This is a genomic window from Arthrobacter sp. ISL-69, from assembly GCF_018613775.1.
Classification (GTDB): Bacteria; Actinomycetota; Actinomycetes; order Actinomycetales; family Micrococcaceae; genus Arthrobacter.
The window spans coordinates 1-24,559 of record NZ_JAGGPO010000051.1; the positions used below are offsets into that span (position 1 = coordinate 1).

A 24,559-nucleotide genomic window follows, 5' to 3' on the forward strand; every position below is an offset into this window, starting at 1 on the left:
ACCCGCGGTTCAGGACCGGGTTGGCAGTGTGTTTGGTCCACGTGTAGCCTCCGTCCAGGCTGTAGGCCAGGGACTGCGCCTGGATGCCCTGGTGTCCGGAGCCGGGTTTGAACGCGCTGGTGTAGACGGCGACCAGAGGCGGAGCCGAGTCGGTGCCGAATCCGCTGGTGTTGTCCCGGTCGAAGACGATGCTGCCGGAGAAAATGTCTTCTTCGTCGTCGCAGGCGATGGCGACGGGGTGTTCGGTCCAGGTGAGCAGGTCCGGGGAGGTGGCGTGTCCCCAGGACATGTTGCCCCAGACATTGTCCAGCGGGTTGTTCTGGTAATAGAGGTGGTAGACGCCGTCGTGGAAAATCAGGCCGTTGGGGTCATTGAGCCAGGTGTTCCGGGCGGCGTAGTGCAGGGCCGGACGGAAGGTGTCGGCCGTCGTGGCGGTCGCGGCAGTCATGAACGCGGAGTCTCGTTTCTGTGCAGGTCTGGGGGAACGCATATGCGGGAGCTTGGGGGCCGGGTGGGCCGGCGCGGACCGGCCCACCCGGTAGGTCAGTCAGAGCTAGGAGTTCTTCTTGTAGCGGTCGTAGGCCTGCTGGTAGACCTCGATCATTTTGTCGACGCCGACGCTCTTGAGCTGGGAGACGTAGCCGTCCCATTCCTGCTCGATGCCGCCGGAGACGATCCACTTGGCGACGTTCTGCTTGACCAGTGAGGTGGTGTCCGTCTGGATGGTGCTGATCTGCTGCAGTTCTTCGTTGGACAGGGCAACCGGGGGGTAGCCGTCGTTGCCGGCGAAGGGCTTGTAGATTTCGTTGACGGTCTTTTGGCGTTCAGCGGCGCGTGGTTCGGGTGCGACAACGGTGGTGAAGTTCTCGGCGGTGTTGGCCTTCGGGCCGCCGGGGGCGACCTTCTGGCGGCGTTCGCCTTCGCTGGTTCCGGCTGGGGCGGGGATCTGGGTCAGCAGTCCGCTGGCGTCCTTTTGCAGGGTTTCACCGATCGGCCCCCAGTTGGCCTGGGCCGACTGGATGGGGTCGTAGAGGTTGTCGGCCCAGCGCATGGTCGCTGCCGGGTATTTGTTGTTCCGGGTGATGGCGAAGGCGCCGCGGGCGATTTCCTGGTTGTTGGACTGGCTGGCGATTCGCTGGCCGTCCGTGCCCTCAAGGACCGGGACCGGGGCGTAGTTGTTGGCTCGGTCGGCGCCGACCATTTCGGGGACTTCCCACCAGACGAAGGAGCCGAGGTTTTCCGTGGCGGCCTTGCCCTTGGCCAGGTACGCCTTGTCGTCCTGGGAGAACGATTCCGGATCGATCAGCCCCTCCTGGTACCACTCGTGCAGGGTCTGGATGGCCTTTTTGTAGCCGTCCTGGGTGGGGGTGAAGATGACTTTGTCGTCCTGGACGATCCGGTGGTCCATGTTGTCCGGCACTCCGCCGAGGGCGGCGATCAGGTCAACGATGTCCCCGCACCAGGAACCGGGCATGAAGCTCAGCGGTATGGTCTTGCCGGTCCCGGACGCGTCTTGGGTCTTGAAGGCCAGCAGGGCGTCGTGGAACTCACCGATGGTCTTGGGCATCGGGATGTTGAGCTTCTTCAGCCAGGCGGTGTTGATGGCCAGTTCGTTGGGGAACTGGACCAGGCCGAGCTCTTCGACGGATGGCAGGGAGTAGATGTGCCCGTCCGAGGAGGTGATGGCTGCCTTGATGTCGGGACGGGCGGAGAGCAGCTTGGAGAGGTTGGGCGCGTTCTTCTCAATGAGTCCCTCAAGGGGGATGAGGGTCCCGCTGGCGGAGTAGGTGGCGATCTCGGCGTCGGTGAGGCCGGTGTTGAAGAAGGCGTCGGGAAGGTCACCGCTGGCCAGGATGAGGTTCTTCTTTTCCTGGAAGACCGTTTCGGGCAGGTTCTCCCAGTTGATATGGACGTTGGTGGCCTTTTCCCACTCCTTGACCACGGCCATGGTGTTGTAGTCAGGGGCCAGTGCCGCTTTGGTGCCGGAGAAGGTCAGGTCGAGTTGCTTGCTGACGATCGGGAAGCCTGTTTGCTGGAACCCGAAGTCGGCGGAGGCGTCCTTGATTTCCGTGGTGCCGGAGCCGCCGCCGGAGCAGGCGGTGAACGTCAATGTTCCGGCCAAGACGGCGCCGAGGGCGGCGTATTTACGGCTGAATGCCATGGTCATTCCTATTCTGAGGTGGGGTTGCTGCCGTCCGATGGCGGTTGCCCGGGCGGTCGATATGGGGGAGGAGCTATTTGACGGCGCCGATCATGGCACCCTTGGTGAAGTGCTTCTGCATGAATGGCAGGGCAATCATGAGCGGCAGGCTCGAGACGACGATCATGGCGTACTTGGTGAGCTCCGCGATCCGTTGCGCAGCGGCATAGGATTCGATGTCTCCGCCGGTGGTTCCGGTGGAGGAGACGTCTGATTGGATGAGGATATTGCGCAGGACGAGCTGCAGCGGGTACTTGGAGTCGTCGTTGAGGAAGATCAGCGCGTCGAAGAACGAGTTCCAGTGCGCCACGACGTGGACCATGATCATGAGCATGATCAGCGGCTTGGAGAGGGGAAGAACCATCCTGAAGAAGAATTTGAAGTCGGTTGCCCCGTCCATCTGGGCGGCTTCCCGCAGTTCGTTCGGGATGGTGTGCTCGAAGAATGACCGGGCGATGATCAGGTTCCAGACCCCCACCGCACCGGGGAGGACCACGGCCCAGACGGTGTCCAGCATTCCCAGGTCACGGACCACCAGGTACTTGGTGATCAGTCCGCCGTCGAAAAACATGGTGATCACGAACAGCAGCATCAGGATTTTGCGGCCGGGCATGTCCTTGCGCGACAGCGCGTAGGCACCGCAGAGGATGGTGCTGACGCTGATGGCCGTGCCGAGGACGGTGTAGATGACTGTGTTGCCCAGGCCGTTCCAGATCCGGCTGTCGGCAAAGATCCGCTCATAGCCTTCAGTGGTGACCCCGGAGGGGAACAGCCAGACCTTGCCCTCGTAGACAGCGTTGGGGTCGCTGATCGATGCGATCACGATGAAGTACAGCGGGTACACCACGGCCAGGATGGACAGCAGCAGGACAGCGGTTGCGGCGATGTTGAAGACGCGGTCACCGTACCTGTCCCTGAGCGTCGGCCTGGGGCGGGGGCGTCCGCCCTGGCTGACGGTCCGGTTCGGGTTGTCGATAGTGCGGGGGTTGGTTGTCAATGACATTTCGGCATCACCACAGGGTCGCTTGGTTGGCCCGGCGCGCCACCGTGTTGAAGAAGAGCAGCAGCGCCAGGTTGAGGAGGGAATTGAACAGGCCGATGGCGGCCGAGTAGCTGAACTGCGCCTGCTGCAGGCCTGCGTGGTAGACGTAGGTCTGGATGATCTCGGAGGACGAGAGGTTCAGCGGCGTCTGCATGAGCAGCGCCTTCTCGAATCCGACATTGAGCAGGTTGCCGATAGCCAGGATGAATAGCACCGTCACCACCGGCATGATGCCTGGCAGATCGATGTGCCGGATCCGCTGGAGCTTCGAGGCGCCGTCAACCTTGGCCGCGTCGTGAAGGGCCGGGTCAATTCCGGCCAGGGCCGCCAGATACACAATCATGGAGAAGCCGGCGTTCTGCCAGACATCCGAGATCACGTAGATGGGGCGGAACCACTCCGCGGAGCCCATGAAAAAGATCGGCTCGCCCCCGGAGAGCTGGATCGCGTTGTTCACCAGCCCCGACCTGGGGGAGAGGACCACGAACATGATGCCGACCACCACGACGGTGGAGATGAAAGCGGGGGAGTAGAGCACCGTCTGGGTGAACTTCTTGAACCTCTCGCTCTGGAGCTGATTGACCAGCAATGCCAGGATGATGGGGATCGGGAAGGCTACCAGCAGGCCCAGGACCGCGATCCACAGGGTGTTGCCGACGACCTGGCCGAACTGGTAGGAGTTCACGAACCTGATGAAGTGCGTCAGGCCCACCCAGGGGCTGTCGGTGAACCCGTCCACCGGGTTGTAGTTCTTGAAGGCGATCTGCACGCCGTACATCGGCCAGTACTTGAAGACCAGAATGTAGACGATCGCTGGAGCTAGTAATACGTATAACTGCCACGCCCGAGAAACCCTCTTCATGCGGAGCGAAAGAGAAATTTTTCGTTGCGGCAACGGTGCCGCCGACGGACGCCCGCGTCGGGCCGGGATGGTGCGGCTCATGGCATCTCCTTAGGATGGGTCACTGACATGCGTTCAACGAGAGGGCAGTCCATCAGCTCGACCCGGCCATCGGGTTCCGCGTTTTGGAGGATCAGTTCAACCGCGCGCCGGCCCATGGCGGCGAACGGCAAGTCGAGGGTGGTCAGGCCCGGGCGAAGGTGCGGCGCCAGGATCGCCTGGTTGTCGAAGCCCACGATGGATACATCCCCGGGGATTGATAGCCGCAGGTCAGACACTGCCTGGTAGGCGCCCCATGCACCACGGTCATTCGCACAGAAAATCGCGGTTGGTGGCGTGGTGGCGGTCAGCAGCTCCATCGCATACTTGTAGCCATCTTCCTCGCCGCCCGCGCCGAAGCGGACCAGGGTGGGGTCCGCTTCCAGACCCGCGTCTTCAAGGGCCGCGGTGTAGCCCTGGTATCGACCGACGGCAGCAGGCAGCCCGCTTTCCAGGGTCTCGATGTTAATCAGCCCTATCCGGCTGTGCCCTGCGTCCAGCAGCCGGCGGGTGGCGGTGTAGCCGCCCGTGACTTCGTCGGGGGCAACGCTTGGGAGGCGGCCGGCACGGTCCTGGGAGTTCAGCACCACGGCCCGGACACCCTCCAGGGCCTCCGGAACGTCCAGCTGCCGGTGATACATGGCGGCGTAGACGACGCCTGCGACCTTGTAGGAGAGCATGGTGTCCAGGGATGCGGCCTCGAGCTCCCTATCTCCGCCGGTGTTCACCGTGAGCAGGAGGAGCCCGTCCTCCCAAGCCCGCTGCTGCGCGCCTTCAATGATGGCGCCGGCAAAAGGGGAGGTGGCGACGGAATCGCCGATGAACCCGATCATGCCGGCCACGCCTTCGCGGAGAACCTTGGCGTGGGCGTTGGTGCGGTAGCCGAGCCGGTTCACAGCGTCCCGAACGCGCTTGCGGGTATCCTCGGAGAAACGCGAGCCGGAGGCCGAATTCAGCACCAAAGACACGGTGGCCTGTGAAACACCGGCAGCAGCTGCGACGTCGTGCATTGTCGGTCCTGACTTTGGCCGTGATCCAGCCATGGGCACCTCCTCGGGCCAGTAGTCATTGGTGGGTTATTCGTATAACTGGATCAACTGTAGCGGGCGTCACATCAAGCGTCAACAGGGGCGGAGACTTCCAGGGGAGACAGGGTCTGCGCAAGCTAGTCGACCTTCCGACACCCTGGTCCTGACCGCCCCACGGGGTCGCTGGCGGATTCCGTGTGACGGTCAGGGGGCAATTCGGAGTTTTGGGATCAGTTAACGGCTCGGCTGTTCGGGACCGGTGGCGTGTACTGGCCTATTTCTTGTGGACGATGTAAATGGCGCCGGTCGTGACGTCCTCTTCGAGCGCTTCGAGGGTCCGGCCCCGGGTTTCGGGGACCTGGGTGTAGATGAAGATCAGCGCCAGGATGCCGACGATGCCGAACAGGAAGAAGGTCCCCGTGATGCCGACCGCCGCCACCAGAGACGGGAAGAACAGGCCGAGGAAGGCATTGGCGATCCACAGGCAGAAGATAGAGATACCGATCGCTAAGCCGCGGATGTGCAGTGGGAAGATCTCCGAGAGCATCACCCACACGGCGACGTTGAGGAACGTCTGCATCGAGCCCACGAAGGCAACCACCAGGAAGAGAATCACGAACGGCCGGGCGGGGTCGCCGACCGGAAGGGCGATCGAGGCAATGCCGATAAGGAAGTGGCAGATCGTGGTCAGAATAAAGCCGGTAATCAGGGTGGTGCGGCGGTTGATGCGCTGCATCAGGGAGAGGCCGATGACTCCGCCGACGACTGCGATGACGCCCGGGGCGATGTTGGCGATAAGCGCGGCGCCCGAGTCGAAACCCGCCTCGATGAGTACGGACTGGCCGTAGTACATGATCGAGTTGATTCCGGTGAGCTGCTGGGCGACGCCCAGGCCGATCCCGACGAGCAGGATGCGCAGGATCCACTTGTTCTTCAGAGCGCCCCAGCCGGACAGGTTCATCTGCTCTTCCTCTTCGGTGAGGTGCTTGACGTCGGCCATTTCCGCGGCGGCACGCTCGGGCGAACGGATTGTGGAGAGAACATCCAGGGCGTCCTGGGTGCGGTGCTTGGAGATGAGCCAGCGTGGGGACTCAGGCATCCGAAGCATGCCGACGAACAAGGCAATGGCGGGCAGCGCGGCGACGGCGAGCATGATGCGCCAGACCCCGGGGTGTTCGCCCCAGATGTTGCCAATGATCGCGTTGACGACGAACGCCGCGAGCTGGCCGATGACGATCATGAGCTCGTTGCGGCCAGCGAGCGAGCCGCGGATCTCGTAGGGGGCGAGCTCGGCGAGGTACACCGGGACCACCGAGGACGCTCCGCCGACGGCGAGGCCGAGGATGACGCGGCCGACGACCATGACCTCGAAGTTCGGTGCGAACACGCAGGTCAGGGCGCCGACGAGGAACAGGACGGCCAGGAGGATGATCGTCTTTCGACGCCCCCAGGTGTCGGAAAGGCGGCCGCTTCCCACTGCGCCCGCTGCGGCGCCAAAGAGCAGGGAGCTTGTAACGACTCCCTCCGTGAGCGCCGTCAGGCCGAGTTCGGCGGTCATCGGTCGCAGCGCGCCATTGATAACGCCGGTGTCATAGCCGAACAGTAGGCCACCGAAAGTGGCAACCAGGGCAACAAGGCCAAGGCGCTTACGGTGAGGCCCGTCCGTCAAAGGCGGGAGCGGGGTCGGTCTAGACGTTCCGCTGTGCACACTTGCAGTAGCCATCAGGACTCCTTTGTCAGGGTTTCAGCGGTCGATGTGGTCCGCGTCTCAGCAATACTAACGCGCGAAAGATTCAAATGTAAGGTCAAACTGTCAAACTTTCTTGACTTTGTGTTCATGCAAGGATGGAAAGGTGAATCACGCAACCTCTCCGGGCCGCTCCCGGCCGGTGACGCAGGAGGATGTTGCCCGGGCGGTGGGGGTTTCCCGAACGCTCGTTTCGTTCGCGTTCCGTGGCGCCCCTGGTGTCAGTGCCGAAATGAGGCAGACAATCCTTGAGGCCGCCACACAACTTGGGTACAGGCACAATGCAGTAGCCGCCGACCTCGCAAGCAAGCGGGCGTCGGCCATCGGGCTCTTCCTCCTCGACCTTCGAAACGAGGTTTACGCGGACATATTCCAAGGTGTGCGGGAGGCGATCGGTGAAGCCCGGAACCGGCTCATCCTTAGCGTTTCGCACTCCACCGGCGGGATAGATCGGGAACCCGTCAATTCCCTCATCGAGGCTCGTGTGGGCATCATCATCGCCGCGACTTTCCTCGACACCGATGCCCGGGTGCGGGAGCTGGCTGCCTCGGTTCCCGTGGTTAATGTCACCCGGCGGGTCGCCGGCGTTGACAGCGTCTATTCGGATGACTGGGCAGGCGCAGCGGCGGCGACGGATCACCTGATCAGTCTCGGGCACGCCCGGGTTGCCCACGTGACGGCGACGGCGTACGAGGGACACGAGGAACGTCGCCGCTCATATGCAGCCACTATGCACAAAGCCGGACTTACTCCCGAGGTTGTCACCGCAGGCAACTACACACAGCAGGCGGCAGAGCGGGCAGCAGCCGTTTTGCTGAACAGGCAGGACCGCCCCACGGCGGTATTTGCGCACAATGACGAAATGGCGCTCGGCGTCCGCGAGGCAGCCTACGCCGCAGGGCTCTCCGTACCCCAGGATCTCTCCATCGTTGGCTACGACAATTCCAGAATCTCCCAACTCCACGGCATCGACCTGACCTCCGTGGACCTGCAGGCGCGCGAACTAGGCCGGACCGCCGGCGCTGCTGCCCTCAATCGACTGGCCTCCCCGGACGCCCCCACAGTGGATGAAAGCAGCATGCCGCGCCTCATCGTCCGAAACTCCACCGCCCGGCGGTAACGGGTGGTTGCGTTTGCTCTCCTTTTCAGCCGCCATCGATCGATCGGCGCGGGCTGCCCCCGGTCCTATCATCCGCGGGACGTCAGGCGTAATCTGGACGGAATTCACGTTTAGGAAAAGCCGAAACAGGAAGGCGGTACACGCGGGCGTGAGCCTCAGGGACGAGTGGGACCGACTCGACACAGAGACACGGACATGGCTTCTGGAGAATCCGGGATGCCTGATCGTGCCCAGCGCCATGTCGGCCAAAATCAAGAAGGACGCACACGGCGACCTTGCGAGTGACCCGCACGGGCAGGTTGTACTCTCACGGGCCGACCACGATTTCATCCGCGAGAAGGCGGAAGCCGCCGGAACGATCCGCGTCCCTGCCGCGGATGAATACCAGTTCTTCGACACGGCAACATTGCCCGTTGTCAGGGAAGCGCCGCATGGAAGGCATACCGCGGCTTCGCCTGATGAGGCTCTGTAGAGGCAGGTCGCTGACGGCGGTTCTGAGTACTTTCAGGGATTCAGGAGACTCCTCCGCGCCATATGTCCTCACATCTAGGCGCGCCGGTGCGGAAACGGAGCGATCAGGATCGGAGAAGCGGCCAGGCAGGGCACGGCATAGAGTCAACTGCACTACGCGCCCACTCAACCGAACGACCTGCCGTGACCTCCATCGAATCCGTCACCCTGGCAGTACCTGACCCCGCGGCCGCCACCGCCTTCTACGCCTCCGCCTTCGGACTGGGCACGCACGTGCGCGTGCGAGCCGCGGATGCTCCCACGAGCGGCTTCCGCGGGTTCACACTGTCGCTCATAGTGTCGCAGCCGTCGACTGTCAGCAGCCTGATCGGCACCGCCGTGGAGGCTGGCGCCACGACGCTGAAGCCTGTCCAGAAATCGTTGTGGGGCTACGGCGGCGTCGTACAAGCTCCGGATGGCGGGATCTGGAAGGTGGCGACATCGGCGAAGAAGGACACCGGTCCGGTTACCCGCCAGGTCGACAAGATCGTGCTCTTGATGGCGGCCACGGACGTTGCTGCGAGCAAGCGGTTCTACATCGAACAGGGCCTCACGGTAGGGAAGAGCTTCGGCAAATACGTCGAGTTCGCGATCCCGTCGAGTCCCGTCAAGCTGGGCCTCTAAGGACGCCGCGCCCTCGCCAAGGACGCCGGCGTCTCGCCCGACGGCACCGGATCGCACAGACTCGCTATCGGCTACGACATGGGCCCGTTCACCGACCCGGACAGGTTCGCCTGGGAGGCAGAATCAGCATGAGCCGGGCGGCGGACCGACCGGGTTCGCCGAAACGGAACGCGCCCGGGAGAAACCCTCGTACCGGACCTTTCCGCTGAGGTGGCGAATGTCGTTTTGGCGGCACTTTTCCTTGGCCAACGCGGCCCCTTGAACGTCTGACCGCTCCAGGGATAACATTGCCGGCACGGGCGTCGGCCGCGCACCTGAAAGGCGTGGTGCCGGCCAACGGCTCGGGGGTGGCTTGGCCCGACCCGGCCGGGAACCGGCAGTCCCTTACCGAGGGCCCAGCGGATACTGACGCCGATTAATCGAGGAGACGGCCATGAGCGGGACAACTCCAGCGGCGTCATCAGCGGACCTGATGGTCGACCTGATTATCTCCCTGGACGGGTATGCCTCGGCCGAGGGATGGCCCGGCTGGTGGGGTCTGGAGGGGCCGGAATACCTGGCTTGGCTCGGGCAGGAGGGGGAGAAGGGCTACACCTTCCTGTTCGGGGCGAACACGTATCGGCTGATGTCCAGCATGTCCGAGGACGCCGCGGCCGGAGGCTCGGGATTCTCCGATGACGAGGGGGCCAGCCTGACCGGTCTTGCCGCCGTGCCCAAGGTCGTCTTCTCCTCCACCCTGCAGGCGCCCTTGACGTGGCCGAATTCGAAGCTGGTCACCGGTGACGCGGTCGAGGCCGTGACGGAGATGAAACGGAACGGGACCGGCCCCTTGAGCACCTTGGGCAGCCTCAGCCTCTGCCGGTCGCTGCTGGCCGCCGGGCTCGTGGACAGGTTCCGGGTGGTCGTCTTCCCGGTGATCACGGGCCGTACCGGGCGGGAGCGGATCTACGACGGCTATCCGGATGTCTCGCTGGAGATGGTAGGCAGTAGGACTTTCGACGGTCGGCTCCAGATGCTGGAGTACGTCCCCACCGTGCTCAGCGGTCCGCCGGGCAGCAGTACGACGTGAGTCAATACGAGACCTTCTGACTGGCCACGTTCGCGCGCCCGCCCCGCCTTCCAGGCTGTGCCAACTCAGACGGCGCCTGCCCCTCCAGATCGCATAACCGTCCTGGAGCCCGCCGTCGGGCCCTTGACCTTCCCGTTGCGTCAACCTTTAGAGTCGGCTTATCAGGCCGGAGGAACCGGTGAGGAGGAACGTATGGACTGGTCGATCCAACAGATCGCAAGGATCGCCGGCACCACAAGCCGGACGCTGCGGCACTATGACGACATCGGCCTGCTGAAGCCGAGCCGGATTGGCCATAACGGCTACCGGCACTACGACCAGGCTGCACTGGTCCAGCTTCAGCGGATCCTGCTGCTGCGCGAGCTGGGACTTGGGCTGCCGGTGATCGCTGAAGTGCTTGGCAACGAGTCGGACGCCGGCAAGGCCTTGGGCGGCCATCTGAAGTGGCTTCGGCAGGAACAGGACAGGCTGAACCGCCAGATCGCGTCGGTCCAGCGCACCATCGAGGCAGTTAAAGGAGGTGGAGAACTAATGGCAGAGAACATGTTCGATGGCTTTGACCATACCCAGTACAAGGACGAAGTGGAGCAACGCTGGGGCAAGGATGCTTACGCCAGCAGCGACGCCTGGTGGCGTGGAATGGATGCTGCGGAAAAGGCGGCCTGGAAGCAACGCTCGCAACAGCTCGGCAGCGACTGGATCGCCGGCGCTGGCGCGGGCATCGCGGCCGACAGCGCCGAGGCCCAGGACCTTGCGCGACGGCAGGTCGAATGGCTCCGGGGGATCCCAGGGACGCCGGCAGCGGCGCCGGGCGGTGACGTGAAGGGTTACGTGATCGGCCTCGGCGAAATGTACGTCGCCGATCCGCGGTTCAGCGCAAACTATGGCGGCGAATCCGGAGCCGGTTTCGTCCGGGACGCCCTGCGCGTCTACGCGGAAGAGAACCTGTAGCCCAACCCCGTGGACGGCTGCGCTGAGGGGGTCAGCGCAGCCGTCGCAGAACCTGGCATCTTGACATGGCCTACCGCCGCGAGCACGCTGATAGCGCTAGGCGCGTCCCGGCAGGCGCTGAACGGACACCAGCCCGTGCCTGCCGAACTCCTTTCCCGGAAAATCTGATCGAGCCTCCGGACGAACAGTTGTAATCGCTCCACCTTGAGGAGGGCAAAAATGCCCGCAGTGACTGTCAAGACCCTTGAGTCGAAGTCATTCAATGAGCCCGACGAAAAGCGCCGACCGCCGAAGACTGAGGTTGACGTGGTCACCGTCGGGGACACCACCCTGGGCCGGTTCACATTTGAGCCCGGCTGGCGGTGGTCCGAGACCGTCAAGACCGTGGTTCACACCGACAGCTGCCAGAATAACCATCTGGGGTTCTGCACCAGCGGAACGTTAACAGTGGAGATGGAAGACGGAACGCGTGCCACGGTTCGTGCCGGCGACGCCTATGCAATTCCCGCCGGGCATGATGCCTGGGTAGAAGGTGATGAGACGTTCGTTGGCTACGAAGTCATGAGTGCGGCCACCTACGCCAAGCCTGCCTAGCCCCCGAACAACCAAAACGCGAGCACCGGCCGGCTGTGTTAGCCGGTGCTCTCGTCTTGTGAACGTCCCCAAAACCAAGGTCGTACTAGGTTTTCAATCACACCCCACTGCTGTCCGTACATGTTCAAGCTGCCGTGAGATGAAATGATGTGCGAGTGAGCGCTATTGAGGTCCGGAGACTGGTTGGCGGTGACCGTGCTGAGGCACGTGACACGTTCGCGCTGATGGCAAAGGTATTCGGCGAGGACAGCGCGCCGCTCGGTGATGGCTATGTCGACCGGCTGCTTGGTGACGATTCGTTCTGGGTCCTGGGAGCGTTCGCCGGTCCCGACATAGTGGGAAGCCTTACGGCGCACAGCCTTCCGATGACTCGCTGCCCATCGTCGGAGTTGTTCATTTATGACCTGGCGGTGCATCCGGATCACCGTAGACAAGGCGTCGGACGCCGTCTGTTGCAGGAGTTGCGCAGCGCCGCGGCGCAGATGGGCATCACCGAGGTCTTCGTAGCCGCCGATAACGACGACGAACACGCTCTCGACTTCTATCGGGCAGAGGGAGCCGTCGGCTCTCCGGTCACCATTTTCAGTTTTTGCACGCGTTAGCAGTCCCGGTCTGCGCTTGGGCGGGAGCCTGGGAAACATGGGCCGTACGGGCGTGAGCCCGGACTTTCCCTACTCAACGTGCTGTCGCCGCACCATCTCGTTGATCCAGGTGGGTGCGAACGGCGACGTGCAGTTCGGGGGAGTCGGGTAGTCCTTGAGCACCTCCAGGCGCTCACCTACGTCGAGTGCGCGGGCGCGGTGCTCATGATGTTCGATCCCGATCTGGGCCAGGCAGTGGTTCATCGCCCACTGCAGCCGATCAGGGGCATCCTTCATCTCCGCCTCGATGACGTCGAGCAGTCCTGCGAGGTCGAGGACTTTGGGGTTCTTCGCCACGCGTTCTGTGGTCAGCGCCCAGCCGGCACTCGCGACCACCGGATCCGGATCGGCGGACCAGGCCACGCGCAGCTCTTCCACCTGCGGGTTCTTTTTCACCACGTAGTTCACGAGCCAGCCGTGCACCTTGGGCGTGCGCGCCGCGCGCAACATGGCGTCCAACTCGTCGCGCTCGAACGCCTTCGGGCGGCAGATCAACATTGCCAGCAGTCTCGCCGCGGTGTCGTCCGTGTCCCAGAGCTGGCGCGCGAGTTCCTGCCGCGTCTTCAGCCGCTTTGCGAGCTCGCGCAGTTTGCTGAGGTTCACACCGTGATCGTCACCGTGCTTCTCGTTCACCCCGCGCGTCTTCGGGTCCTCGAGCGCGGCCAGCTCAGCCATCACCTCGGTCAGCGCCGTCTCGGTCTGCGTCATTTCGGCCACCTCAGCCTCCTGTCCACCACGTGTGGGATTCAGCTTAATAGGAAAGCACGGTCAGACGGATGCCGCCTCTATCAGAAGGATTTGTTGCGCCGTTCGTTAGAAACCGCCCTTCCATAGTCGCTTCACAGGGGTTTATGGATCTGTTCTCAAGGTCCGGCATCATGATCGGGTCATGAGGCTTTGGACAAAGACCGTGGTACGTGCCCTTGCAGCCCTGGCGGTTGTTCTCTTGGCTGCGGCCAGCGCTGCCGGGATGGACCAGATGGCAAATACAAAAGTGGCGAATACGGCCTCAGCCGCCATCCCGGCTGTCGCTGCAGATAGCCAGCCAACGCTGCGGCATTTGGTCATTCGTGGCCTAGCTGAGGGAGGCCTTCCTGGCGGATTCCCCTACGACGAACCGCGTGAAGAGAGATACGACGAGAACTATCAGGAAACACTTCAAATTGGGCCGGCCACCCCGGCATAACACGGGGTCTGCATGGATGAATACGGGCGGGGCAGCACTGGACAGGACGGGCACTGACTGGGCCAGTTGCCAGGACCGCCCCATCCCGTGCGATGGACTCAGTCTAGGCAGGGTATCCAGGGAGGCTCCTGAGTGGCCGCTACCTGAGTTAGCACGCGTCACCACTCGTATCAAGGGCCCCATACGTATCACTGCCCGAGCGCGCCTTCTGCCGCATTCCCAGCAAACCTTAAGGTTCAGCCGGGCATAATGGATCGAAGCTTCGGTCAACCGCTATTTGACCGGAGCTTCGCCAATTTCTTTGCCGGGAAATCGACCGGAAGAATAGATATCCTAGCCGGGCGATCCGCCGCCGTCAGATCCCCGTCTTAGGTCATGGATCAGGGCTCGATTTAAAGGAATCAGGACCAAGGCAAACTAGCCTTCGGTCCTGATTCTTTTGTTCAATTCTTATCGAGGAGTGAGTTGTTGCAGGTGTTACCTAGTGGGCTGCTTCGTAGCGCGCCATCACGTCAGCCTGCACGCGGCCCCGACTGCTGATGGCGATGCCGTTTTCAATCGCCCAGGCACGGACAGCCTTGGTGTCGTTGCCACCGGTCCCGGCACCGGGTTTCCGCGCCGGTCTGGCGCGTCCGGCTGTCTTGCGCGCGACGGAGGTGTACTTGTTCATTGCCGCGCGCAGTTCATTGGCGTGGGCATCATTGAGATCAATCTCATATTCCGTGCCGTCGATAGAGAAATTGATTGTTTCATTCGCTTCAGAACCGTCAAGATCATCTTCAAGCGTGGTTATTACTCGTTTTGCCATGCCCGTCAGGTTATCACTTATTGCCTGAAACAAATCCGGTATCGATATTGCCTAATTCGAGAAACGAGGCGGTGAATTTCGGCTGAGGAATTATGCGTCTCTTCGTGATCGAGAGTGTAGTCGGGGCCTGAGCCAGCCGGTCTCCAGAAGCGAACTGGCGATGTAGTTGGCGAGGTTGCCGCCGAAGCAGAAGCAAGGTCGTCACGCCTACAGAGTCGACTGGCTTCATGGGCGTCAGCGCCAGAACTCCGCGAACTGCTCGGCAAGGGCTCTGCCTTGCCCGTAACCGGCCCGTGCCGCGGGCGGACGCAGCGACAGATCCATCGCATTGACGCCGAACATGTGCTCGGAGTTGCTGTCCGGGAAGATCGTTTCGACTCTGCTGCCGCGTGCGCACAGCTCGTCGACCTGTGCTGCGAGATGCATGCCCCAGTCCACCGGCGCCAGTGATCTGCCGCCGAAGGGTGACAGCACCAGCACCCGCGCGTATCCAGCCGCCAGATCGGCGTTCTCGGCGTTGGATCGGTAACCGCCGTCGATGTATCGGTTGTCCCCGATCCTGTAGGGAAGGCCACTGGCGCAGCTGGCGGCGACGGCGTCCGCCAGGTCGATTCCGCTGTGGCGGTCGAACACAACCGGTTCACCGGTACGGGCATTGACCGCCGTGATGAGCACTGTTCGTTGCGGCCAGCGCTGACTGGGAAGCCGCGAGGCGACGGTGGCGCGCCACTGTGTTTGCCAGGAGCCGTCCGATGCAGCATCCATGTCGAGTGCCGCCGCACCCAATCTGCGGCGCATGTCAGCCGCATCCTCGGCGGAGGCGATGATTTTGCTTATCCTTTCCATGTGGTCCGTCACCGGCCTGATCGGAACGCGTCCTCGGTCGGATCCGACCGGACCCGTTGGTTGCCGGGGGGCAGCGGCAACGATGGCGGCAAGCAGCTGAGTCGGGGCGGCTCCAGCTAGCTGGGCAGCAGCAGTCGAGCCGGCTGACGTCCCGATGGTCAGATCGGCTGTGGTCACGTCCAGCCCGGCATCGAAGAGGCCGGCGATGACGCCGATCAGCCACGCGTTGCCTGTCGATCCGCCGCCACCGAGGACCAACGCTCGCTCGCCCGCGGCGCGTACCGGTTTTGTGGCGTCGACCTCCGGCTGATCCTTGCCGGACCTCGGCAGGTCGGAGGCCGTCACCGAAATGGAGTGCAGAGGTGAAGAAGGTGTTGTGTTCATGGGAGTCGCCTTTCGCGAATTGCCTGGTGAGGCGCTCCCGGTGGCGACTAGCTCAGTCGCGCGATCGTGGACTGCAGGGGAGCACCCATTGCGGATACTGCGTTCATGGGACTCACCTCCTGCCGATAGATCACGATCGTTAAGACGCTAGCACCCGGCGGCGCGAGCGCGCAATCGGCGTCAGGCCGAGTGCCGTGTCGCTGTCGAACGCTACACCCTCGCCTGTGATGGGCCGAATTAGGGAGGCCGATGCCGTCTGCACGGTTGCCATTGGGGCCGCTTTGTGTCGCGGCGGCTGGCGTGAGCTTCGGCCGAGCGAGACCGCCCCGTCCTGCCAGGATACGTTTTGTAGAATCGATGGATTAAAGCCACTGTTACAGCAGTCCAGGGACAGGGGCCACCGCAGCGGCGATCGGTATTGCCCAGTCCCGACCGACAAGACCAGGAAGCGAAGCATGCTTACACAGTCAGGGCTGCACAGACAGGCTGCAGCTTCAATGGCACGGAACCGGCCGGGCGTCTCCATCCGCGCCGCTGCCAAAGTCATGATTATGGCATTGACCATGGTGGGCGTCTCGCTGGCCGGATGTGCCGCCCCGGACACGGGGCCTCTATCCGGCACGGGCACGCCCTCGCAGAGTCCCACCGCGGCGTGTCCGCGAGTCGACGAAATGCCTGATCCGCAACAATGTGCCGCTTATGACCCTGACGCCGCAATGAGGGAGAACGAACGCTACCGCGAACAGCGAACGATCAGTGCGCAGACCCGTGCGCTGCTCGCTGCCTACGTCGAACCCGCACGGACGGCTCTCGAATCGCTGCAGCAGCCAGCCACCGTAGCCGACGTTAGGAAGGCCCTGGAGTCGGTCGGCATCGATGAACGAGAAGTGCAAACTGATGATGTCGGCATCGGTATCCGCTTCGGGGCCGCGGCGAATGGTGGGTGCCTCACCGGCTTCGTCAGTCAGGACGGCACCGCCACTATTTCCACGGGAGGGGCCATATTGGACGGCGGCTGCTTGGCGATGAGCGGACATTGAGCCGTTCGTTGCCGTTCGCCGTCAGGGAGCCGGTGCTACCGGATCAGCCGCGTTCCACGCAGCGGCGAACCTCTCGGCGACGCCACTCGGACTGGTTGTCACCGGATGCGCCCTTATCATCGGGAATTGAGGAAGAGTAGCCTAAGCCCCAGCTGACCAGGCCTGCAGGAAGGGGTGCTGATCAGGTCAGGCGGGCGACGCTTCGGCGGGTGGGCCGCAGGATTGCCCCGTCGGAAAAGAGCTGCGGAGTGGCCTGCTGGATCCGTTGAACATCCTCAAAAACGCCTCGCAGGTGCAGGCGGAGGGAGCTGTCGGCGTCTGTCAGGTTGTTGGCTTCAAGGGCGTCCACCACTGCGGTGTGTTGCTGGATCAGCGTTGCGATAGGCCTCGTGTCCAGTAGGCTCAGGCGCCGCGCGCGGTCGAGGTGCGCTTTGGCGGAGTTGACAGCAGCCCAGGCGGATTCGTGCCCTGCAAGCCGGAGGAGCTCGCGGTGGAAATCCTCGTCGAGCCGGAAGAACTCCTCAACGTCGCTGTGGGCATCAGCTTCCGTTTGGCCGTGGAGAATCACGCGAAGTCCCGCAATGCCTGCACTGTCGACGGCGAGGTCGCGCAGTGACGCACATTCGATGGCCTCGCGAACGAACTGCGCTTCGGAGACCCGTCCCAGGTCCACGAGCGAGACGAAGGAACCAATCTGCGGGTAGACCTGGACGAGTCCCTCTTCCCTGAGCAGGATCAGGCTCTCGCGCACGGGGGTGCGGCTGACGCCCAGTTCCTGCGCAAGCTCGTTCTCCGAGAGTGGTTCACCCGGGGGGAGCTGGAGGGAAATAATGCGACGCCGCAGTGTTTCCAAGGTCTGGTCACGCACGGACAGCCGCGGCGGCTGTCCCTTGCCATGTTTGTCGGAGGCCATGTCCTCAGTCTATTCCCTTGACACACTAGAATGGTAGTGCTTGTATGGTAGTAGTTAGCGAGGTGCCGCCGGTCACAATGCAGAGAACCCGGCCTTCGCCCGTTCAACTCTCCCCTTCGTTTTTCATCGCCTGCAAAGGAGCATCAGATGACTGAGAGCATCGCGCCGCCCAGCACCAAACCGGAAGCAAAACCCACCAAGGAACTGGCAAAGGTTGCCGTTTCCGGCTGGCTGGGAACCGCCATGGAATTCATGGACTTCCAGCTGTACTCGCTGGCAGCAGCCATCGTCTTCAACAAGCTCTTCTTCCCCGAGGTCAGCCCAATCATTGGCCTGATTGCCGCCATGGCCACCTACGGCGTGGGCTACGTTGCCCGCCTCGCAGGTGCCATCTACTTCGGCCGCATGGGGGACAGGATCGGCCGCAAGAAGGTTCTCTTCATCACGATCGCCCTGATGGGTGCGTCCACCACCCTCATCGGTGTTCTCCCCACCTACGCAATGATCGGTATCTGGGCCCCCATCATGCTGGTTGCCTTGCGTCTGGCCCAGGGCTTCGGCGCCGGCGCCGAGATCGCCGGCGCCACCGTAATGCTCGCCGAGTTCGCTCCGGCCCGCCGCCGCGGCCTCATCTCCTCCCTCGTCTGCCTCGGCACCAACTCCGGAACCCTCGCCGCCTCCGCCATCTGGGCAATCCTCGTCTCCACCCTGCCCGAAGACCAGCTCCTGAGCTGGGGCTGGCGCATTCCGTTCCTGCTCAGCTTCGTCCTGATGATCTTCGCCGTTTGGGTCCGTCGCTCGCTCAAGGAAAGCCCCGTCTTCGAACAGCGCGCCGACGTAGTGGACGGCGTGGCGCTGTCCAAGCAGGAAATCACCGCGGCGGAAGAGCTCGTCAACACCAGCACCATCGAAGCCGCCCTGCATCAGCGAAAAGGAAAGGCCTTCCTCATCGCCTTGGGCCTGCGCTTCGGCCAGGCCGGCAACTCCGGGCTGGTCCAGACCTTCCTCGTCGGGTACCTCGCCACTGTTCTCCTGGTCGACAAGAGCGTCGGCACCAGCGCCATCATGTACGGCTCACTGCTCGGCTTCCTCACCATCCCGGTGATGGGCCTGCTCGGTGACCGTTTCGGCCGGAGACCGCTGTACCTGGTGCTGAGTGCACTCACGGCACTGTTCGCCATCCCCATGATGCTTATGGTCACCAGCGGCAACACCAACCTGATCACTGTGGCCATGGTGGTCGGCCTGAACCTCGGCGTCCTGAGCCTCTTCGCCATGGAAAGCGTCACCATGGCCGAGTTCTTCGGAGCCCGCACCCGGTTCACCCAGCTCGCACTTGCCAAGGAAATCGGCGGCATTCTCGCCACCGCCATCGGCCCGCTGCTGGCCGCCACCCTTACCGCGATCACCGGCCACTGGTGGCCGCTCGCCGCGATGCTCATCGCCTACTCCCTGATCACCCTGATTTCCGCCTTCGTGGGACCCGAAGTCCGCGGCCGCGACATGGTCCGCCTGGAAGACGCCGTATGAAAGCCGTCGTAGTCCACGGAGCAAACGACCTCCGCATCGACAACCGTCCGGATCCCGTCGCAGGACCCGGCGAGGTGGTCATCGACGTCGAATGGGGCGGGATCTGCGGCTCGGACCTCTCGTACTGGCGCCACGGCGCCTCCGGGACCGCGGCCCTGAAGTCGCCTCTCGTCCTCGGCCACGAGGTGGCCGGCCGGATCGCCCAGCTCGGCACCGGCGTCGACAACCTCGCCGTCGGCCAGCCGGTCACCGTGCATCCCGCGGAACTGGTCGGGGACGGGACCATGCCGGAACGCCTCAAGGGCCGGACCAACCTCTACCCCCGCATCAGGTACTTCGGTTCGGCGGCTTTCGATCCGCACACCGACGGCGGGTTCAGCGAGCGCAAGCTCGCCAGGGCATCGCAGATCCGCCCACTGCCCGACGGCGTGGACACCCTGCGCGGTGCCCTCGCCGAACCGCTCGCCGTCGCCATGCACGCCGTCAGCCGGGCAGGATCCCTTGCCGGCCGGGACGTCCTGGTCAACGGGGCCGGTCCGATCGGTTCGCTGGTTGTCGCGGCGGCCAAGTTCGCCGGCGCAAGGACCGTCATCGCCACGGACATCAACGACGCTTCGCTGCGGATCGCCAAAGCCATGGGCGCTGACGAAGTCTTGAACGTCTCCGGCGGCGGGGCCCTGCCCGAAGACATGGAGCTGGTGTTCGAAGCCACCGGCATCCCCGCAGTGCTGGGCGGCGTCCTCCGGGCCACCGCCCGCGGCGGAACCCTGGTCCAGGTGGGCAACCTTCCCGGGGCACCTGCACCCGCCGCCCTGGGTGACCTGGTGACGCGGGAGATCACGTGGATCGGGTCCTACCGGTTCGTGGACGAGATCGGCGACGCCCTTCGCGCCATGGCCGACGGGCTGGATGTTTCCCCGGTCATCACCCACAGGTTCGGCATCGACCAGGCCGAGGAAGCCATGCGCGTCTCTGCCGACCCGGCGTCGGGAAGCAGCAAAGTCATGCTCCGGCTCAGCCCAACTGAGTAGCAGCAGATGTCGTTTTGGAGGCTCAAAACGACACATGCTGCTACCTACTTGCAATTTCCCCACACACCGAAGGACCAACCAGTGAAGATCACCGACGCCCGCGTGGTGGTTTCGTCGCCAGGACGGAACTACGTCACGCTCGTAATCGAAACCGAGGACGGCCTCACCGGCATCGGCGACGCCACCCTCAACGGCCGCGAACTGGCGGTAGCGTCCTATCTCTCCGAGCACCTCTGCCCGCTGCTGATCGGCCGCGACGCACGCCGGATCGAGGACGCATGGCAGTACTTCTACAAGGGCGCCTACTGGCGCCGCGGACCGGTGACCATGACGGCGATCGCCGCGATCGACGTCGCGCTCTGGGACATCAAGGGCAAAGCCGCCGGCATGCCGGTCTACGAACTCCTGGGCGGTGCCGCCCGCGAGGGCGTGATGGTCTACGGCCACGCCAGCGGGTCAACCTTGGAGGACCTGGGCACCGATTTCCAGCACCACCTCGACCTGGGATACAAAGCAATCCGTGCCCAGGCTGCAGTTCCGGGGCTGGAGAAGACGTACGGAATCGCACCGGTGGACGGCAAAACGTATGAACCTGCCAGCGGCAACGTGCCGCAGGAGGACATGTGGGAGACCACGTCGTACCTGGACTTCGCGCCGAAGATGATGGCGCACGTGCGGGAACAGTTCGGCTACGGCGTCCACGTCCTCCACGACGTCCACCACCGTCTGACCCCGATCGAGGCCGGCCGGCTGGGTGCGTCCCTGGAACAGTACCGCCCGTTCTGGATTGAGGACCCCACCCCAGCCGAGGACCAGTCCGCGTTCCGCCTGATCCGCCAGCACACCACCACGCCCATCGCCGTGGGCGAGGTGTTCAACTCGATCTGGGATTGCCAGCAGCTGATCACCGAGCGGCTGATCGACTATATCCGGACCTCCGTATCGCATGCCGGCGGCATCACCCACCTGCGGCGGATCTTCTCCCTGGCCGACCTGTACGGAATCCGCTCCGGTTCCCACGGCGCCGGTGATCTCTCGCCGGTCTCGTTTGCCGCTGCCCTGCATGTGGACATGAGCATCCCCAACTTCGGAGTCCAGGAGTACATGGGCCACCGCGACCCCGCCAACGAGGTCTTCAAGACCTCCTACACCTTCAATGACGGCTACATGCACCCCGGTGAAGCCCCCGGGCTCGGAGTGGAATTCAACGAGAAGGCCGCCGCGGCCTTCCCGTTCGAACCCAAGTACCTGCCCATTAACCGCCGCCTGGACGGGTCGGTGCACGACTGGTGAACGACGCAACGCAAAGGAACCACAGCCAGCCGTTCGACGTCGTCGTGATGGGTGAAATCCTGCTGGAGGTGGCCACCGACCTCCCCTTCGGCCACGGTGTTCCGGCTCAGCTGGGCATATCCGGCGACGCTCTCAACGTCGCCGCTGCCGCCGCGGCGGCCGGTGCGCGCGTTGGTCTGCTGTCCGTACTGCCCGACGACGACCTCGGCCAGGCGATCGCCGCCAGGATCCGGGAACTCGGCATTTCCCCTGACCTGTTGAAGTTCAGGACGGGGCAGCAAGGGGTATATCTGGTGCACTCCGACCCGGAGGGTCAGCGCGAGTTCTCCTACGCCCGCACGGGAAGCGTGGGCTCCACTCTTTCCGCGGAAGACGTTGACGCCGCGGTCTTCTCAACAGCTAAGGCGGTGATCGCCGGCGGGATCGCCTGCGCGATTTCACCTTCCTCTCGGGCCGCGGTCCTCAAGGCGTCGGCACTGTCCCGCCGCTTCATTTTCGATCCCAACTTCCGGCCGCAGTTGGCGAGCGCAGAGGAAGCGGCTGCCCTGCTCGCTGAACTGGCACCGCGGACCTTTCTGGTCACCCCGTCCTTCCCCGGGGAAACCTCCGCACTGTTGGACTGCGCCACGCCAAAGGAAGCGGCCGACAAGCTCCGCGGCCTCGGGGCCGCGAACGTGGCCGTGACCTGCGGGGCAGACGGAATCCAGCTCGAGGGCGATCAACTTTCGTCCTGGGTCGAGGCCATTCCGGCGCCCTCGGTGGTGGACCAGACCGGAGCGGGCGACGCCTTCGTCGGCACCCTGACCGCCAGGATGGTCCTCGGCGACAGCCTCCCCGTAGCGGCCAGGTACGGTGCGGCCGCCGCGTCGCTGGTGGTCGGCGGCAAGGGCGGCACGGGGCTGATCCCTACCTTCGAACAAACCAATGCCCACGCCCACCGGGCCGCTGAAGGAGAACTGACATCGCACGCCTAAGCAACGCCACACTTGCGACGCTCGGAACCCGGCAGCCCCTGTTTCCCCGCGATGCCCTGCGTCCCGGAATCGTGCACCTTGGACTGGGTGCCTTTGCCCGCGCCCACACGGCCGTGCTGACCGAAAACGCCATGCGGTCCTCCGGTGATTTTGGATGGGGAATCACCGGCGTGACCCAGCGTTCCGACACGGTGGCGCGCCAGCTGGCGCCCCAGGACTGTCTCTTCACCGTCACCGAACGCGGAAGCGGCGCTGCGCCGGTCAGAGTCGTGTCGAGCATCGTTGAGGCTCTTTCCGGGCGGGACCACCCCGGCACGGTGACAGAGCGCATTGCCGCGCCTTCGACGTCGGTGGTCACGTTGACCGTCACGGAAAAGGGCTACCGGATCGATCCGCGCACCGGGACGCTCAACACCGCCGACGACCAGGTGCAGGCCGACCTCGCCGGACAGGCGCCGCAGACCGCCATCGGACAGATCGCCCGGGGCATCCAGCGGCGCGCCCGCGCCGACGCCGGACCCCTCACCGTGGTCTCGTGCGACAACCTTCCAGGCAACGGTGAGCTCACCCGGAATCTCGTGCATGCCTTCGCCGCCGCCTTGCCCGCCAAGGAAGCCGATCCGCTGCTGTCATGGCTTGCGGCAAACGTGTCCTTCCCGAGCACGATGGTGGACCGGATGGTGCCGGCAACCACGGCAGGTGACCTTGACGCCGTCGAACGCGAACTGGGCCTCCGGGACGAGGCTGCCGTGGTGGCCGAACCGTTCCTGCAGTGGGTGATCGAGGACAACTTCACTTCGCGCCGCCCGCGCTGGGAAGACGCCGGGGCGCTCTTCAGCTCCGACGTTGCCGCCTGGGAAGCGGCCAAACTGCGCCTGCTCAACGCCAGCCATTCCATGCTGGCGTACCTTGGGCTGGCAACGGGAAAGGCCACCATCAGTGACGCCGTGGGGGAGGACGCGTTCCGTACCGCGTGCAGCCGCATGATGGCGGAGGACGCCCTCCCCACGATCAGCCTTCCAGCCGGGATGGACGGCACAACGTACTGCGCGCAGGTGCTCAGCCGTTTCGCAAATCCCGCACTGGGACACACCACGGCCAAGGTGGGAAGCGACGGCTCCCAGAAGATCGGGCTGCGGCTGTTGACCACGGTCCGCGGCAGCCTGGACGCCGGCCGCGAGCCCCGGTGGGCCGCCCTGGCTGTGGCGGCCTGGATGCACCGCGTTGCCTCCACCCCCGCAGCGGAGCTGAACGATCCACTCGCGCAGGACCTCAACGACCTACTGCCGGCGACCCGCACAGCGGCAACCGTGGTCCCGGCGCTCCTCGGCTGCCGCAGCATCTTCGACGGCGGACTGGCAGCACACCAGGGCTTCGCCGACCTCCTCATCCACTGGTACCGCATCATCGACACCCACGGGCTGGACGGCCTGAGAAATGAAATCAACCATGGCTGATGCCACCAGCATCCTGCGCGTTTCGCCCGTCATAACGGTCGTGACCATCGATGACCCCCGCAGCGCTGTTCCCGTTGCCCGGGCACTGGCCGAAGGCGGCGTCGGCATCATCGAGCTCACCCTGCGGACGGAGAACGCCCTCACCTCGCTCAAACGCATTGCCGACGAGGTGCCGGACATCATCGTTGGTGCCGGTACCGTCCTTACTCCGGCCCAGGCCAATGCCGCCGTCGCCGCCGGAGCCCAGTTCCTGGTCAGCCCCGGCGTAACCCCGTCCCTGCTGGGCCATTTGCTGACGCTCAGCGTGCCCATCCTGCCGGGTGTTGCCACCGTAGGGGAGGTCATGCAGGTCCTGGAGAGCGGGCTGACGGCCATGAAGTTCTTCCCTGCCGGACCAGCGGGCGGCCCGGACTACCTCTCCGCAATCGGGGCACCCATCCCGCAGGTGCAGTTCTGCCCGACGGGTGGCGTCAGCCTCAGCTCTGCACCGGCATACCTGGCGTTGCCGAACGTCTCCTGCGTGGGCGGCAGCTGGCTCACACCACGTGGCGCCGTCGAAAACGGGGACTGGCGGCAGATCACCAGGCTCGCGCGGGAAGCTGCTGGACTAACGGCAGCTCTGGACTGACGG

General features: G+C 64.1%; 24 protein-coding genes and 1 pseudogene. 15 read left to right on the forward strand and 10 right to left on the reverse strand.

What is annotated here, in order from left to right; translation table 11 throughout:
* The 6 genes and pseudogenes from J7I79_RS22905 to J7I79_RS22930 all read right to left on the reverse strand — a co-directional run.
* Positions 1 to 448: pseudogene (locus J7I79_RS22905) on the reverse strand (glycoside hydrolase family 32 protein); the annotation flags it as partial.
* A 105-nt stretch (positions 449 to 553) separates the two neighbouring features.
* Positions 554 to 2,161, reverse strand: coding sequence for an ABC transporter substrate-binding protein (locus J7I79_RS22910; protein ID WP_214957359.1), 1,608 nt, complete (start codon positions 2,159 to 2,161; stop codon positions 554 to 556).
* Positions 2,162 to 2,234: 73 nt separating this feature from the next.
* Positions 2,235 to 3,203: a carbohydrate ABC transporter permease gene (locus J7I79_RS22915; RefSeq protein WP_251043188.1), complete on the reverse strand. Its 969-nt coding sequence runs from the start codon at positions 3,201 to 3,203 to the stop codon at positions 2,235 to 2,237.
* Positions 3,204 to 3,210: 7 nt separating this feature from the next.
* Entirely contained in the window at positions 3,211 to 4,185 is a 975-nt protein-coding gene (locus tag J7I79_RS22920; protein ID WP_214957361.1) for a sugar ABC transporter permease, read from the reverse strand.
* A complete protein-coding gene (locus J7I79_RS22925; RefSeq protein ID WP_251043189.1) occupies positions 4,182 to 5,225 on the reverse strand; it encodes a LacI family DNA-binding transcriptional regulator in 1,044 nt (347 codons plus the stop codon). The genes J7I79_RS22920 and J7I79_RS22925 overlap by 4 nt, the downstream gene beginning before the upstream one ends.
* 259 nt (positions 5,226 to 5,484) lie before the next feature.
* Entirely contained in the window at positions 5,485 to 6,933 is a 1,449-nt protein-coding gene (locus J7I79_RS22930; protein ID WP_214957363.1) for a sugar porter family MFS transporter, read from the reverse strand.
* A gap of 130 nt (positions 6,934 to 7,063) precedes the next feature.
* Here J7I79_RS22930 and J7I79_RS22935 point away from each other — a divergent pair, with 130 nt between their 5' ends.
* From J7I79_RS22935 to J7I79_RS22965, 7 genes are all read left to right on the forward strand, one after another.
* A complete protein-coding gene (locus J7I79_RS22935; RefSeq protein ID WP_214957365.1) occupies positions 7,064 to 8,077 on the forward strand; it encodes a LacI family DNA-binding transcriptional regulator in 1,014 nt (337 codons plus the stop codon).
* A gap of 148 nt (positions 8,078 to 8,225) precedes the next feature.
* On the forward strand, positions 8,226 to 8,549 hold the full coding sequence (locus J7I79_RS22940; protein ID WP_214957366.1) for a hypothetical protein: 324 nt from the start codon (positions 8,226 to 8,228) through the stop codon (positions 8,547 to 8,549).
* Positions 8,550 to 8,731: 182 nt separating this feature from the next.
* Complete coding sequence (locus J7I79_RS22945) at positions 8,732 to 9,211, forward strand: glyoxalase (protein WP_251043191.1); 480 nt, start codon at positions 8,732 to 8,734, stop codon at positions 9,209 to 9,211.
* 433 nt (positions 9,212 to 9,644) lie between these two features.
* Positions 9,645 to 10,280, forward strand: coding sequence for a dihydrofolate reductase family protein (locus J7I79_RS22950; protein ID WP_214957367.1), 636 nt, complete (start codon positions 9,645 to 9,647; stop codon positions 10,278 to 10,280).
* Positions 10,281 to 10,472: 192 nt separating this feature from the next.
* Positions 10,473 to 11,231, forward strand: a complete 759-nt coding sequence (locus J7I79_RS22955; RefSeq protein WP_214957368.1) for a MerR family transcriptional regulator — start codon at positions 10,473 to 10,475, stop codon at positions 11,229 to 11,231.
* Positions 11,232 to 11,450: 219 nt separating this feature from the next.
* Entirely contained in the window at positions 11,451 to 11,825 is a 375-nt protein-coding gene (locus J7I79_RS22960) for a cupin domain-containing protein (protein WP_214957369.1), read from the forward strand.
* Between the two features lie 155 nt (positions 11,826 to 11,980).
* Complete coding sequence (locus J7I79_RS22965; RefSeq protein ID WP_214957370.1) at positions 11,981 to 12,427, forward strand: GNAT family N-acetyltransferase; 447 nt, start codon at positions 11,981 to 11,983, stop codon at positions 12,425 to 12,427.
* Between the two features lie 69 nt (positions 12,428 to 12,496).
* On the opposite strand, the gene J7I79_RS22970 is transcribed toward J7I79_RS22965, so the two are convergent.
* Positions 12,497 to 13,174 (reverse strand): DNA alkylation repair protein, encoded by a 678-nt coding sequence (locus tag J7I79_RS22970; RefSeq protein WP_214957414.1) that lies wholly within the window; start codon positions 13,172 to 13,174, stop codon positions 12,497 to 12,499.
* A gap of 181 nt (positions 13,175 to 13,355) precedes the next feature.
* On the opposite strand from J7I79_RS22970, the gene J7I79_RS22975 reads away from it, so the two are divergent.
* Positions 13,356 to 13,652 (forward strand): hypothetical protein, encoded by a 297-nt coding sequence (locus J7I79_RS22975; protein ID WP_214957371.1) that lies wholly within the window; start codon positions 13,356 to 13,358, stop codon positions 13,650 to 13,652.
* Between the two features lie 481 nt (positions 13,653 to 14,133).
* Here the strand turns inward: J7I79_RS22975 and J7I79_RS22980 are convergent, their stop codons facing one another.
* Positions 14,134 to 14,460: an Lsr2 family protein gene (locus J7I79_RS22980; RefSeq protein WP_214957372.1), complete on the reverse strand. Its 327-nt coding sequence runs from the start codon at positions 14,458 to 14,460 to the stop codon at positions 14,134 to 14,136.
* A gap of 234 nt (positions 14,461 to 14,694) precedes the next feature.
* On the reverse strand, positions 14,695 to 15,690 hold the full coding sequence (locus J7I79_RS22985; RefSeq protein WP_214957373.1) for a patatin-like phospholipase family protein: 996 nt from the start codon (positions 15,688 to 15,690) through the stop codon (positions 14,695 to 14,697).
* A 551-nt stretch (positions 15,691 to 16,241) separates the two neighbouring features.
* On the opposite strand from J7I79_RS22985, the gene J7I79_RS22990 reads away from it, so the two are divergent.
* On the forward strand, positions 16,242 to 16,730 hold the full coding sequence (locus J7I79_RS22990) for a hypothetical protein (protein ID WP_214957374.1): 489 nt from the start codon (positions 16,242 to 16,244) through the stop codon (positions 16,728 to 16,730).
* Positions 16,731 to 16,911: 181 nt separating this feature from the next.
* Here J7I79_RS22990 and J7I79_RS22995 read toward each other — a convergent pair whose 3' ends face one another.
* On the reverse strand, positions 16,912 to 17,643 hold the full coding sequence (locus J7I79_RS22995; RefSeq protein WP_214957375.1) for a GntR family transcriptional regulator: 732 nt from the start codon (positions 17,641 to 17,643) through the stop codon (positions 16,912 to 16,914).
* A 147-nt stretch (positions 17,644 to 17,790) separates the two neighbouring features.
* Here J7I79_RS22995 and J7I79_RS23000 point away from each other — a divergent pair, with 147 nt between their 5' ends.
* The 6 genes from J7I79_RS23000 (at position 17,791) to eda (ending at position 24,556) form a co-directional block, all read left to right on the forward strand.
* Complete coding sequence (locus J7I79_RS23000) at positions 17,791 to 19,173, forward strand: MFS transporter (RefSeq protein WP_214957376.1); 1,383 nt, start codon at positions 17,791 to 17,793, stop codon at positions 19,171 to 19,173.
* Complete coding sequence (locus J7I79_RS23005) at positions 19,170 to 20,204, forward strand: L-idonate 5-dehydrogenase (protein ID WP_214957377.1); 1,035 nt, start codon at positions 19,170 to 19,172, stop codon at positions 20,202 to 20,204. Before J7I79_RS23000 ends, J7I79_RS23005 begins: the two co-directional genes overlap by 4 nt.
* An 81-nt stretch (positions 20,205 to 20,285) precedes the next feature.
* On the forward strand, positions 20,286 to 21,497 hold the full coding sequence (manD, locus tag J7I79_RS23010; protein ID WP_214957378.1) for a D-mannonate dehydratase ManD: 1,212 nt from the start codon (positions 20,286 to 20,288) through the stop codon (positions 21,495 to 21,497).
* Between the two features lie 47 nt (positions 21,498 to 21,544).
* The gene (locus J7I79_RS23015) at positions 21,545 to 22,471 is read left to right on the forward strand and encodes a PfkB family carbohydrate kinase (RefSeq protein WP_214957416.1); all 927 of its coding nucleotides are present in this window, start codon (positions 21,545 to 21,547) and stop codon (positions 22,469 to 22,471) included.
* 71 nt (positions 22,472 to 22,542) lie between these two features.
* Positions 22,543 to 23,928, forward strand: coding sequence for a mannitol dehydrogenase family protein (locus J7I79_RS23020; RefSeq protein WP_214957379.1), 1,386 nt, complete (start codon positions 22,543 to 22,545; stop codon positions 23,926 to 23,928).
* Positions 23,921 to 24,556 carry a bifunctional 4-hydroxy-2-oxoglutarate aldolase/2-dehydro-3-deoxy-phosphogluconate aldolase gene (gene eda / locus J7I79_RS23025; protein WP_214957380.1) on the forward strand — a complete coding sequence of 212 codons (636 nt, stop codon included), beginning with the start codon at positions 23,921 to 23,923 and terminating at the stop codon, positions 24,554 to 24,556. Before J7I79_RS23020 ends, eda begins: the two co-directional genes overlap by 8 nt.
* Positions 24,557 to 24,559: the final 3 nt, after the last annotated feature.